General features: G+C 40.6%; 13 protein-coding genes. 4 read left to right on the top strand and 9 right to left on the bottom strand.

The genetic code is table 11. The annotated features are described in order from the left end of the window. Both ACH11B_RS22375 and ACH11B_RS22380 read right to left on the bottom strand, forming a co-directional pair. Complete coding sequence (locus tag ACH11B_RS22375) at positions 1-2,526, bottom strand: cation-translocating P-type ATPase (protein ID WP_130855456.1); 2,526 nt, start codon at positions 2,524-2,526, stop codon at positions 1-3. A 93-nt stretch (positions 2,527-2,619) separates the two neighbouring features. Beyond that, a complete protein-coding gene (locus tag ACH11B_RS22380) occupies positions 2,620-3,450 on the bottom strand; it encodes a universal stress protein (RefSeq protein WP_165446935.1) in 831 nt (276 codons plus the stop codon). Positions 3,451-3,670: 220 nt separating this feature from the next. Here ACH11B_RS22380 and adhP point away from each other — a divergent pair, with 220 nt between their 5' ends. The 4 genes from adhP to ACH11B_RS22400 are packed head-to-tail and all read left to right on the top strand — an operon-like array spanning position 3,671 to position 6,507. Further along, complete coding sequence (adhP, locus tag ACH11B_RS22385) at positions 3,671-4,711, top strand: alcohol dehydrogenase AdhP (protein WP_130855454.1); 1,041 nt, start codon at positions 3,671-3,673, stop codon at positions 4,709-4,711. Positions 4,712-4,723: 12 nt separating this feature from the next. Beyond that, complete coding sequence (locus tag ACH11B_RS22390) at positions 4,724-5,446, top strand: polysaccharide deacetylase family protein (RefSeq protein WP_130855453.1); 723 nt, start codon at positions 4,724-4,726, stop codon at positions 5,444-5,446. 7 nt (positions 5,447-5,453) lie between these two features. Then, the gene (locus ACH11B_RS22395; RefSeq protein WP_130855452.1) at positions 5,454-6,008 is read left to right on the top strand and encodes a DUF1003 domain-containing protein; all 555 of its coding nucleotides are present in this window, start codon (positions 5,454-5,456) and stop codon (positions 6,006-6,008) included. 58 nt (positions 6,009-6,066) lie between these two features. Beyond that, positions 6,067-6,507 carry a hypothetical protein gene (locus ACH11B_RS22400; RefSeq protein ID WP_130855451.1) on the top strand — a complete coding sequence of 147 codons (441 nt, stop codon included), beginning with the start codon at positions 6,067-6,069 and terminating at the stop codon, positions 6,505-6,507. A 255-nt stretch (positions 6,508-6,762) separates the two neighbouring features. Here the strand turns inward: ACH11B_RS22400 and ACH11B_RS22405 are convergent, their stop codons facing one another. From ACH11B_RS22405 to ACH11B_RS22435, 7 genes are all read right to left on the bottom strand, one after another. After that, a complete protein-coding gene (locus ACH11B_RS22405) occupies positions 6,763-6,948 on the bottom strand; it encodes a hypothetical protein (RefSeq protein WP_130855450.1) in 186 nt (61 codons plus the stop codon). Between the two features lie 142 nt (positions 6,949-7,090). Next, on the bottom strand, positions 7,091-7,729 hold the full coding sequence (locus tag ACH11B_RS22410; protein ID WP_130855449.1) for an NADPH-dependent F420 reductase: 639 nt from the start codon (positions 7,727-7,729) through the stop codon (positions 7,091-7,093). A 49-nt stretch (positions 7,730-7,778) separates the two neighbouring features. Then, positions 7,779-8,561 carry an SDR family NAD(P)-dependent oxidoreductase gene (locus tag ACH11B_RS22415; protein WP_130855448.1) on the bottom strand — a complete coding sequence of 261 codons (783 nt, stop codon included), beginning with the start codon at positions 8,559-8,561 and terminating at the stop codon, positions 7,779-7,781. Positions 8,562-8,629: 68 nt separating this feature from the next. Further along, the gene (locus tag ACH11B_RS22420; protein ID WP_130855447.1) at positions 8,630-9,208 is read right to left on the bottom strand and encodes a TetR/AcrR family transcriptional regulator; all 579 of its coding nucleotides are present in this window, start codon (positions 9,206-9,208) and stop codon (positions 8,630-8,632) included. Positions 9,209-9,540: 332 nt separating this feature from the next. Next, a complete protein-coding gene (locus tag ACH11B_RS22425; protein WP_130855446.1) occupies positions 9,541-10,386 on the bottom strand; it encodes an aldo/keto reductase in 846 nt (281 codons plus the stop codon). A gap of 147 nt (positions 10,387-10,533) precedes the next feature. After that, the gene (locus tag ACH11B_RS22430; protein ID WP_130855445.1) at positions 10,534-11,109 is read right to left on the bottom strand and encodes a TetR/AcrR family transcriptional regulator; all 576 of its coding nucleotides are present in this window, start codon (positions 11,107-11,109) and stop codon (positions 10,534-10,536) included. A 100-nt stretch (positions 11,110-11,209) separates the two neighbouring features. Beyond that, entirely contained in the window at positions 11,210-12,118 is a 909-nt protein-coding gene (locus tag ACH11B_RS22435) for an AraC family transcriptional regulator (protein WP_130855444.1), read from the bottom strand. Between the last annotated feature and the right edge of the window lie 71 nt (positions 12,119-12,189).

Genomic DNA, 12,189 nt, shown 5'->3' on the forward strand with positions numbered 1-12,189 from the left:
CTAATAGGTTCGTTTATACCACTTGATTAATTCGTACCACAATACGCTAAAAAAACCTACGATTGCACTCAATAAGAGTTGCGCTATGGATAGGTTTTGAAAGCCAAAAAAGGAGCGCAGGGGCGGTATCGTTAAAAGCAATAAAACCACAAGGGCAGTAACCAATATAATCCAGGGAATTAGCACATTCCTGTACTTCAAAACCGCAATAAATGAGTAATAAAAAGAACGGTTCACCAAAGTTAATGTGATATTCGCCGTTATAAGTGTAAGAAAAACGATGGTACGAACGCCTGTCTCTCCCAACCCGGCATGGACACCAAACAAATAAATCCCCAGTATGCCAAGGGTAATCGCCAAACCTTGGATAATACTGGTGCCCAACTCTTTCCACGTAAAAAAGGTTTGTGTTAACGGGCGAGGTTTCCGCTGCATAGTATTCGGCTCCATGGGTTCATTTTCATAAGCAATGGAGCAAGTTGGCCCCATAATTAATTCTAAAAAGATAACATGTACAGGAGAAAAAATAGTCGGATATACCCACCCAAGCACCAACGGGACAAGCACAACCAGTATAATAGGAATGTGGATGGAAATAATATACTGTATTGCTTTTTTCAAGTTAGTATAAATCTTCCTTCCCATGGCGATTGCTGTGACCATTTTGGATAAGTCATCTTCCAGTAATATCAACGAGGCAGCTTCCTTTGCAATTTCGGAACCCTTTCTGCCCATGGCAATACCGATATGAGCCGCTCGTAAGGCCGGTCCATCGTTTACCCCATCACCTACCATACCAACAACCTCCCGGTTATTCTTTAGAATTTCCATTACTTTTAGTTTCGCTTCAGGAAACATGCGTGTAAAGATCTGATTGTCCATTACGGCCTTTGTTAACGCCGGTTCCTGTAATTGTAATAAATCGGCACCTGTGATATGCCGTTCTCGACCATTGAAGTTTATCTTCTCCGCAATTGCCAAAGTGGTTATCGCATTATCGCCTGTAATAAGTTTAACCTTAATTCCTGCATTGTAGAACTGTTTAAGCACCTCCTTGCTATTTCTTTTTGGCGGATCATAAAAGGCAATTAATCCAACAAATTCAAATAGCAATGATTGTTGCTTTTCCGGGAATTCATTTCCCGGAAAATGAGAAACGCCAACACCTAATAAGCGATAACCTTTAGACGCCAGACGCTCTATGGCACCTTCGAGTCTCAATTTGTCTTCATTAGTAAAATTGGCGATCGCATAAAAGGCCTCGGGTGCACCTTTGGCTGCTATAATACGCTGGCCTTGTTCGTTTTCAAACACATGCGTCATCATTGGTGGCACACCCTCTATTGGATATTCATATACCATATGAAATAACGGGCGTTCATCCAAATCAATCGCCTTCGCATACTGCTCATGCACTGCTTTTTCCATGGGATCAAACGGAACAATTTCACTGGCCCACATAGCCGCGGTTAACAGTTTCTTTGCGGATTCACCTAGCTTTTGGTCCTCTATACCATAGTATTTGTCTTCATCCCAAGTATACAGGTCTATCAAGCTCATTTTATTTTCCGTGAGTGTTCCTGTTTTATCCGTACATATCACAGTTGCACTTCCCAAAGCTTCCACAGTCTTCATCTGCTTAACTAACACGCCGTTCTTCATCAATCGCCATGCACCCAGGGCCATAAATGTAGTAAATGCAACCGGAATTTCTTCTGGTAAAATACTCATGGCTAAAGTCAAAGCCTTAAGTAGACTATCCAGAATGGTGAGCGATTTTAAATAATTTATAAACCAAACAAGCAAAAATACCGAAACGCCTACATAAGCCATTTTTCTTACAAATGATTCGACTTGCTTCTCTAGTGGTGTTTTTTCAACCGCTATATGGTCGATACTTTTTCCTATTTTGGCAAGTGTAGTTTGTTCCCCAACTGCTGTTACTAAGGCAACTGCAGAACCGCTTACCACGTTTGTTCCCTGAAAAACATAGGCATCATCTGCAGCTCCGTCCTTATAAACCGCTAAAGATTCACCGGTAAGAATGGATTCGTTTACAGAAAAATCATGTGCACGGAGTACTTTACCATCTGCAGCAATGGTATTCCCTTCTTCAACTATCAGGTAATCGCCCAGAACAAGTTCTTTACTGTCAATTATGACAACTCCATCGGAACGAATGACTTTGCTTTTGGGAGCTGTGATCTGTTTCAATTTCGCGATTGCCTTTCTACTTCTCGAATCCTGAAATATGGAAATGACACTGATAAGCACAATAGAAACTGACAGGAATATCGCATCTGCCTTCTCTCCACTCACAAAATATACGGCAGAAGCTAACAATAAAAGGAGTACCATCGGTTCTTTCAACAGTTGAATTACTATATGAATCAAGCCACGCTCCTTTTGTTGTTCAATACTATTTTCTCCCCCACGCTGTCGTTGCTCAACAACTTCAGTTGCTGTCAAACCACGAAAACCGTATTGGTTAGCATTTGTTTCTATTTCAGAATTTGTAGCATTCATAAATTAACTATTGAATCGAGTCTGTGTTTTCAACCATCACTCCGGTAGTAACGATCAATCTTACAAAAAACAAATATAGACTCGATAAGTTCATTAACGGATAATCAGCAGGGGAACCCGCGTTTTTGCAGCTAATTTCTTAGAAATACTTTCCTTGGTAATTCTTTCTATAAACGAATGTTTCTTCGCTATTACGATAATCATCTGCGCTTGATGATTTTCAGTATAGCTAAGAATTCCTTTATCAATATTTCTATTATCTATATAATGAATAGATGCATTAAAATCTTCGAACAAATCATAAAAGTCATATTGTTCGCGGATCATATCGGCATCAAAATGCTCTTCCTCTTTATGGTCTACATGCACTACCAGCAGCTGGGCGTTCAACTTCCCTATTAGATACTTAAGTTTTTCAATCGGTATGGTCTCAGCGACGTCTTCCAGATCACAACCGAGAACAATTTTATCAATTGGTTGAAAGGCAGCGTTGACCGGTACGACTAATAAAGGTAAGTGGCAATTTTTTAATAGGGACTTTGTACTGCTACCCACCAGCAGTTTCTCCCAGGTATTTTTACCAGACAACCCAATCACAACCAAATTGACGCCGTGTTCTACTGCTAGGTTATTGATTCCCTGTTCCATGTTTAGCGAGTTCGCTACTAGGGTAATTTTCGTATGCGGATCCAAGGTCTGTATAAATTCGCGTTTTAATTCGTCGAGCAGATCCAAACTACGTTCATGCAGTCGGCCATCAGACAGTGCAATGCTCTCTGGGATATCAGCAGTAGTAGGAAGCAGTTCATAAGAGTGGTATAATATTAGGTGTTTAGCTTCCAACTGGTTACTTAAATGTGCCGCATAAATAGCCGCGTGATTGGCAGCTTTTGAGAAGTCTGTTGCGATTAATAAAGTTTCCATAATGATCATTTTATTTCAAGCAAAGCTATGTAAGTTGTCAGGTATCCCGGATGATGAACGACATAATAGACTATGATTTTAATCATAATAGCTTTCTTCTCTTTTCAAGCAAAACGCCCCTTTTATCAATGTGACGATAATCATTTGTAAGGTTGAGGTAAATCATCCACGTGTTGAAGACAGCGGAGTACCTTTGATATCAAGATTAAACAGCAAAACTATGATACCAAAGACAATGAAGGCGGCCGTTCTACATGAGTTCGGCAAGCCACTCCAAATTGAGCAAGTTCCTGTAAAGCAGCCCAAAGAAAACCAAATTCTCGTAAAGGTTGTTACTTGTGGCGTATGCCATACCGATTTACACGCCTGTGAAGGTGACTGGCCGGTAAAACCGAAATTGCCTCTAATTCCAGGACACGAAGCTGTGGGTTATGTTGTCGCATTGGGCCCACTGGTATCAAATGTCAAAGAAGGCGATATCGTAGGCGTTCCATGGTTATTTAGTGCCTGTGGTTATTGCGAGTACTGCATTAGCGGCTGGGAAACACTTTGTGAAAGCCAACAGAACGGCGGGTATAGCGTAGACGGCGGATACGCAGAATATGTAGTGGCGGATGCAAGATATGTAGCCCATTTCCCGCCAAATATTAATTTTCTAGAAATTGCACCGATAACCTGCGCAGGCGTTACAGTATACAAAGGTTTAAAAGAGACAGATACCAAACCCGGTGAGTGGGTAGCCATTTCCGGAATAGGAGGCCTTGGTCACCTTGCTGTTCAATACGCTAAGGCAATGGGTTTACATGTAGCGGCTATTGATGTTGCCGATGATAAGTTGGCATTAGCAAAATCATTGGGCGCAGATATTACCGTCAATGCGACAGAAACAAACCCAGGTTCCTTTCTGAAACGGGCAACGGGAGGAATGCACGGTGTTCTTGTAACTGCCGTTTCGCCCATCGCCTTCAAACAAGGAATTGAAGCATTACGGCGAAAAGGTACAATCTCCTTGAATGGGCTTCCTCCGGGCAGTTTTGATCTGCCCATTTTTGACACCGTTCTTAATCGGTATACAGTACGAGGCTCAATTGTAGGTACTAGAAAAGACATGCAAGAAGCGATTGGCTTTGCCGTGGAAGGGAAAGTAAAAGCTTCTGTACATGCCGGCAAACTGGAAGATATCAACCAGATCTTTGACGATATGAGAAAAGGTAGCATCGAAGGTCGAGTGGTGCTTCAGATCGGAAGCCCTACCTTATAAATGATAAGCCCTATGAAAACCATGCTGCTCGCCCTGTTTTTAATAATAGGGCTCACCGCAAAAACGATTGCGATACAACAAACCATCTACTTAACGCTAGACGATGGCCCACTTCCTGAAAGTAAATGCATCGACAGTTTAGTTAGAGTAGAACGAATAGCCGTCAATATATTTGCCGTAGGAGCAAACTTATCCAGCAAGGAAGGACGTATAAATTACGCTCGTTATAAAAGTAATCCCCATATCAAAATCTTTAATCACAGTTACAGCCATGCAAATGGTCATTATCGAAAATACTATCGAGATACAGCGGCTGTGCTAAAGGACTTTCAGAAAAATGATTCGCTTCTTAATCCTTTTTCCTCCATTATCCGGATGCCGGGCAGAAATATGTGGCGAATAAACGGTCGAAGTAAAAATGACATAACAAACGGAATTGAAGCGGCCGATCATTTGGCAGCAAACGGATATACCATTATCGGCTGGGATATAGCATGGCTGCAGGACAGCATAACGAAAGAGCCAAGCATAGATGCACTAGGTTTAATGGAAGTAATTGAACATAGACTAAAGAGACGCAACACTTTTACCAAAGATCATTTAGTACTCCTCTTACATGACGAAATGTTTTGTTCGGCGATCATGGTAAATGAATTAAAAAAACTGATTGAAGAGATGAACAGGAAAAAATTAAGATTCGCCTACCTAGACAGCTATCCTTTAATTAACAAATAATCAGACCATGGACACGCAAGATATTGACCAATTATTAAAACATCAGAACGAACAACTGTCCAAATTACATCAGATTGTTAAGGAAACAATCGTTGACGAGCAGCTCATCATTCAAAATTTATCGAACCCACCACTGGAAACCCTCAGCAGAGGTCAGAAATTGTCCGATAAAGTGGCTCGCTTCGGTGGCAGCTGGTGGTTTATTATTGTCTTTATTTTAATGCTTACCGGCTGGATACTCATTAATACCCTTGCTTCCTCATTATATATCTTTGACCCGTACCCTTATATTCTTATGAATCTAATCCTCTCATGTGTGGCGGCCTTACAAGCCCCAATTATTATGATGAGCCAAAATAGACAGGAGGAGAAAGACAGGAAAAGAAGTGAGAATGATTACCTGATAAACCTGAAAGCCGAACTGCAAATTCGCAGTTTACACAAGAAAATGGATCTGTTGTTGGAAGGGGAACTAAAAACACTCTTTGAAGCCCAAAAACAACAGTTTGATTTACTTAAACATATAAGTGCAAAGTTAGCGGATCATACATCAAAGCTTTGATTTGTAAAGTGAGATATGGGATCGATACAACAGACAATTCACATTAAATGGTTATAATATGAACACAGCGAATAAAACAAATGTACTTTTGAAGACGTTGAGCATGAAGGATTGCAATGAGATATTTTGCATTTCTAGAGAAGGCATTGTAACTGGTAATTTTTTACAAGATCTTCAATTAAATGAAAACAGCCCGATCGAATTTACCCAAAGATTGTTGTGGCTTAGTAAAGGCCTTTATACGATTCGCTTGGACTACGATCCTAAAAAAATTGTTGGCTATACCCTATTTTATCGGCTAAACGTTGCCTTCTTTCGCAGCCTTTGTATTTTATCTGATTTTTATCGCCCCGCTATTATATCGCAGGTTCATGAACAAATGAGTGAACTGGGCAAATTCTGTTATGGTATTACAACTTGCATAAGTAAACGGAATCCACTATCGAATTCGGATATGGGGTTCTCAATGCAATTAATTCCCAGAACTTTTACAAGATAATTTAGTAAAAACATACCGTCCTTGTCAAAAATTTCATTTCCATTCACATACAGTAATGTAAATTTTTGGCATGGTAAGCTCCATTCGGCCTATTCATCATACAGATCATGCTTGATGCCTTTTATTTCTTCATCACTTATGTCTTTATGCTTGATGGCCATAAGCGAAGTAAGTACCACTACTGCAAAAGGGTTCAGATTGTTTCTTAGAAAGTGCTCGTCCTGATTCAGTATTTGTAATAGTTGAATTTATATGTCAGCTCGGTCCCATTGTCTTTTGCCAGAACATCATCAAAGGTAAACTCATAAGAGTTGCCGATGGAGATACGATCACCATATTAGACGAAGATAATACGCAAACAAGAAATACCAATACTTCCGGACCTCCCTGGCTGTACATTTTGATTACACCTGAGGTACTGTTCTCATTTATTCGTTTCATATTTTCGTTTTATTTAACCCCAATCTTGAATAATCGTTCAAGATCGGGGCAAAAAAACTATTCCTTCGTAATTACGGCATCAAGAATGGTACTTTCTTTAATATCATAACCCAACGGGCTTTATAAAGCTCATTCACTATCTTTATTTCAATTTGATAAGGTTATGAGTGATAAGGGCGCCTCCGAATTCCTGTAATCTACCGCCTTCATCCAAACCTCCTAAATCTATCGGATAAAAGCCCAAGTTTTTTGCAAAGGTTAGAACCTTTTTTTTCGACTCATCATCATCCCCTGAGACAAAGATGACACGTCTACCTTTATCCACATTAGGATCTGAAGCCAAAATTGCGGCCGGTAATGTATTGAATGCTTTCACAAGTGAAGCACCGGGAAATAAACTGGTATTAACCCTGCTGGATGTTTTTCCGCCAAAATCTTTAGGTTTAAACTCTGGAAAAACAATGGCATTGCTCGTATCTATAACGGTACGTCCTTTCCAATCTATATCTTTTACAGCATCCGGTATCTGATCAAAATGAACGGCGATCAGTACAAGGTCTGCCTGTGCTGCTTCAGTTGGGGTTCCTGCAGTTACTCCGTTCCCTAAAGAGAAGGCCAAATCAGCCAATTCGTCAGGTTTTTTCCTACTGCTGATGATTACTTTATAGCCTGCTTTTGCTGCATGCCTTGCAACAGCTTGCGCTATGTGTCCTGCTCCCACTATTCCAATGGTCTTAGTAGTTTCTTGAGGATTCACCTTGTTTGATATTCCATTTTCCATCTCGAAATTTTTTAGTTCTAAAATATTGCTTGTCCAAAACCGGGATAATTTACCAAGGAAACGATCCTTCCGGTGCAGAGAACAGTACTGAAGGGTCATTCTCTCCAAGAGCTGCACGAACAATATTGCGGGAAGCCTCTTCGACGGTTTCCGTTCCCTCAAAATTATTCATGGCGGTCGCTGCAAAACCAGGACTTGCGGCCTCTACACGGATATTGCTAGATTCCAACTCAATGGACAAGGCTAGGGTAATTGCGTTGACGGCTGTCTTGCCGGCACCGTAAACAACATTGAAGCCTCCACGGTACGGATATTCCGGGTCTGCATTAAGATTTAAAGATGCCATACCACTGGACAGATTAACGATGCGGGCAGAAGGAGCCTTGTGAAGCAATGGCAGAAAGGCCTGGGTAACAGCCAGTAGGCCGAAAACATTTGTTTCCCAAACGGCTCGCATCTCGTCAATATCTGCTACACTGGCTTTGCCAGAGGCCAGTATTTCTTCCAATGACCTTTCTGATGAACCTGCATGCGAGATCCCGGCGTTGTTGACCAATACGTCAAGTCTGCCAAATTCTGTATTTACCTGATTGGCTGCCTTCAAAATGGATTCCTTATTGGTTACATCAATGGCGATCGGATATGCATTTTCACCTATTTCCGATACAGCCTTTTTTGAATTTTCTAATTTGCGAGACCCGACCAGTACAATGAAACCGTGGCCTGCCAACTCTTTTGCTACCTGTTGGCCGATACCTCGGTTAGCTCCTGTGATCAACGCTACTTTTTTTTCTGTTTTTTGCACTGAATTCGTGCGCTCTGAATTTGACATTGTCTTAAAATTTAAATGTTAATATAATTTATACTTGAATGATTGTTCAAAAATAGGGTAAAAAAAATTTATCGTGTTATCATATCCAAAAGATCATCAATGATTTTGGCTATGCGGTTTTTATCCTTATAAAGAATGAAATTCTGCCCCAAGCCCGGCAAAGTGGCTACGATGAGTTGGGCCAATAAGAAAGTATCCTGCTTATCACTGATAGACCCGGCTTTTTGTGCATTGATGACCATTTGTTCGAAGATCTCGAACAGTTTATCCATGCTGTTCTTCAATAACTGATGCGTTTCATCATCTGTCGCCGCGAGTTCGAAAGAGCTTTTAACTGAAAGGCAGGAGTCTTGGCTTAGTACGGAATTGGTAGCAACCTCCATATAAAATTCACGAAGTAATTCCAGCGGATTTTTCTGCGTTTCCTTTTGCTTCAAATCGTATGCATAAATGGGGTTCAGATAATCCTTGAGACAAGCCAAAAATAAGTCATGCTTGTTTCCAAAAGTATTATAGATACTTCCGGGATTTAGCCCGGTAGCTTCTACCAAATCTTTCATCGAAGTGGCGTGATAGCCCTTCTTCCAAAATACCTGTAGCGCTTTGGAGATGATCTTTTGCTCGTTAAATTCTATCACTCTTGGCATAATGATACAAAGGTAGGAATTATTTTTGAATGAACGTTCAAAAATAAATTCTTTTTGCGCATTTTTTTTTTATCTATATATCTACTACAGGATATCGGCTTTGAAAAAAGATGAGCCCATGAAACCCGAGTATATTTTCCGAATGCACAGTCGCCAATTATACGGTCGGAGTCGTCGGCCAATCTAATCGTCCAAATGTAGGTGCAACCGGTTCCATGTGAATTTACGTAGGAACCCTAGCTATAATCTTCAGAATACTTCTTGATCAAATAGGATCCATAGCCTGAGCAGGCCATGGATCTTGACATTACAATTATTTGTTGATCTGTTAATTAGAACGTTAGCTTGGTGAGCCAATCAGCGGTTTCGGGATCACGATGATCAAAGAAAACACTTTTACCGGTGTCCAGCCTTGCTATGGCATCAATGTCTTCTGAGGTCAGTTCAAAATCCCAGATATTGAGGTTTTCCACCATTCTTTCTTCACGCACCGATTTCGGGATCACACCGATACCTTGCTGGATAAGCCAACGTAGGGTAACCTGTGCGACAGATTTTCCATATTTACTGCCGATACCGGTAAGCACCTGATTACTGAAGATCTCATTTTTTCCTTCTGCGAATGATGCCCAGGATTGTGTGACGATATTGTGCTTCTTTAATAATTCGTGCTCGGCGGCTCTCTGATAAAAAGGATTGATCTCTATCTGGTTTACCGCCGGAACAATCTCGTTATGTGCGATGAGGTCGACTACCCTGTCCGGGAAAAAGTTACTTACGCCGATAGCGCGTATCTTGCCTTCTTTGTACAGTTCTTCCATGGCACGCCACGAACCGTAATAATCTCCCATAGCCTGATGTATGAGATATAGATCAAGATACTCGAGTTCTAATTCTTTCAGTGACTTTTCGAAAGCTATTCTCGTCTTTTCATAACCGGCATCTTGCACCCAAAGTTTCGTAGTGATGAATAGTTCTTCTCTGGCTACACCACTTTTTCTGATGCCGCTACCCACCGCGGATTCGTTCAGGTATAGGGAAGCGGTGTCTATCAAACGGTAGCCTGATCTGATAGCTGTTAGCACGGTTTGTTCGCATTCGTTCAGATCCGGTATCTGAAAGACGCCTAAACCTACAAGAGGCATTTCGATGCCATTGTTTAATTTGATTTTCTGCATGTTATTAATTATTATGAGTTTTTATTTTAGAGAAAGTGGTCCAATAAGTTTTCCTATACAAGCGCCACCATGTGTACCGAAGATTGATTTTTATCATATATACATACCTTTATATTAAACCTATCGTTCCACAATAAGATAAAAAAATTATTGGTTGATCGACCCGATCAAAAATTCTGTTGTTTGTTTAGTGAGTTTGGCATCCGCAAATAATATGTGCGTGTTATAGATCGATACAAGGCCCGATGTTAAAAAGTGTGCCAATGCGCGCGGCTCTTTAGCTGATAAAAGGGAGCCGTCTTCTTTTGCTTGCGTCAACAATTTCTCGAAAAGGTCAACCGCTTTCAGGGTTTGCTTTTTCAACATTTCGCTCACCTCCTGATCCGTTGTTGCCAGCTCAAATACCGAGTTGGTGAACAGGCAGTTAGTGTCTCGCAAAGCAGATTCCATGACAGAATAAATAACGTTACGGATCGCCTCTAACGGCTTTTCACTGTTCTTCGCTGCCTGGCTGTATTGTTTATCCTTGTTTTGGATATAGTTCGTAAGGGATTTTAAAAACAGGTCGTGTTTGTTACCATAAGCCAAGTATAAACTACTCCGGTTAATTTGCATTGTATCCACCAGATCGTTCATAGTCGTCGCATTATAACCTTTCTTCCAGAAAAGATCTCTAGCTGTTACCAGCTTTTCATCGTAATCGAATTCCTTGTTCCTTGGCATATGACAAAAGTATGTATTAAACCGATCGTTTCAAAATAATTTCATAAAAAGATGTCTTGACCAAGATTATTTTGTACCCCACAGGTAGTTGTGGTTGTTCCTATCTCACTGTTTTTGATGTATTTGTTCGAAATTGCGAGGGTGTTAATCCGCTATGTTTTTTGAAAAATTTACTGAAAAAAAACTGGCTACTGAAGTTTAACTCGGTTGCCACGTTTCCAACGGTCAACGATGAAGTATCCAGCAATATTTTTGCCTCTGCGATTACCATTTCGTTTACCAGCTGACCAACCGACTTGCCGGTCTCTTCTTTAACAACTTTTGTTAAGTGCTTTGGGGATATAAAGATTTTCTCTGCATAAAACTGTACGCTTCTCTCTACCTTAAAATGTATTGCCAACAACTTCAAAAAGCTATTTAGTAAATCCATTCTACGTGTTGACGTCGCACCGTTGTTCGGCCGATGGTGTTTAATGATGGCAGCCAGCTCTAACATAAAAAGATTGAAGCTATGGAACATAAGATCAAATTGGAAGGCATGTTCCTGATTGGCATGGTTGGTCTTAAGCATCAACATCAAGTCGTGTAAAACGCCAGCTTCTTTAGTGCTTAACCGAAAGTGCGGATCGGTATTGGAAGATAGATATTCAAATACATTGATATCCTTTTTATGGATCAAAGACTCTGCATAAAATGTCTTTGTAAATCCTGTACCAATTATGAGGCCGTCAATGCCGGGATGATATTCGTGAATAATCCCGGGGGCGATGATGAACAGGTCATTCGGTTCAAGTTTGTAATCCAACAGATTGTATTTCAAAGAAGTAGTGCCAGCGAGAACAAGCAAGAAAGTAAAGTGATCACCCCTTACAGGCCTTTCATAGCTCGGCTGCCCGATAATCTCATTCGTACGCGTAACATGGAATTGATCTCCCAAAGATTCCTGTCCCGAAGCCGAATTAATTTCGCCGATCGAGACTATTCGCGTTGAGACATGAGAATCTTTCATTATGTAAAATTAAGACATTTTGTATATAAAACGTAAAAAGGATATATAAAAGCGCCGTTTGTACATGTCAT

The organism is Olivibacter sp. EAT-5 (assembly GCF_044784325.1).
GTDB lineage: Bacteria > Bacteroidota > Bacteroidia > Sphingobacteriales > Sphingobacteriaceae > Olivibacter > Olivibacter oleidegradans.

Excerpts from the sequence above, each read along its gene's own strand:
- ACH11B_RS22375 (WP_130855456.1), bottom strand. The coding sequence starts at position 2,526 with ATGAATGCTACAAATTCTGAAATAGAAACAAATGCTAACCAATACGGT.
- ACH11B_RS22380 (WP_165446935.1), bottom strand. The coding sequence starts at position 3,450 with ATGGAAACTTTATTAATCGCAACAGACTTCTCAAAAGCTGCCAATCAC.
- adhP (WP_130855454.1), top strand. The coding sequence starts at position 3,671 with ATGATACCAAAGACAATGAAGGCGGCCGTTCTACATGAGTTCGGCAAG.
- ACH11B_RS22390 (WP_130855453.1), top strand. The coding sequence starts at position 4,724 with ATGAAAACCATGCTGCTCGCCCTGTTTTTAATAATAGGGCTCACCGCA.
- ACH11B_RS22395 (WP_130855452.1), top strand. The coding sequence starts at position 5,454 with ATGGACACGCAAGATATTGACCAATTATTAAAACATCAGAACGAACAA.
- ACH11B_RS22400 (WP_130855451.1), top strand. The coding sequence starts at position 6,067 with ATGAACACAGCGAATAAAACAAATGTACTTTTGAAGACGTTGAGCATG.
- ACH11B_RS22405 (WP_130855450.1), bottom strand. The coding sequence starts at position 6,948 with ATGAAACGAATAAATGAGAACAGTACCTCAGGTGTAATCAAAATGTAC.
- ACH11B_RS22410 (WP_130855449.1), bottom strand. The coding sequence starts at position 7,729 with ATGGAAAATGGAATATCAAACAAGGTGAATCCTCAAGAAACTACTAAG.
- ACH11B_RS22415 (WP_130855448.1), bottom strand. The coding sequence starts at position 8,561 with ATGTCAAATTCAGAGCGCACGAATTCAGTGCAAAAAACAGAAAAAAAA.
- ACH11B_RS22420 (WP_130855447.1), bottom strand. The coding sequence starts at position 9,208 with ATGCCAAGAGTGATAGAATTTAACGAGCAAAAGATCATCTCCAAAGCG.
- ACH11B_RS22425 (WP_130855446.1), bottom strand. The coding sequence starts at position 10,386 with ATGCAGAAAATCAAATTAAACAATGGCATCGAAATGCCTCTTGTAGGT.
- ACH11B_RS22430 (WP_130855445.1), bottom strand. The coding sequence starts at position 11,109 with ATGCCAAGGAACAAGGAATTCGATTACGATGAAAAGCTGGTAACAGCT.
- ACH11B_RS22435 (WP_130855444.1), bottom strand. The coding sequence starts at position 12,118 with ATGAAAGATTCTCATGTCTCAACGCGAATAGTCTCGATCGGCGAAATT.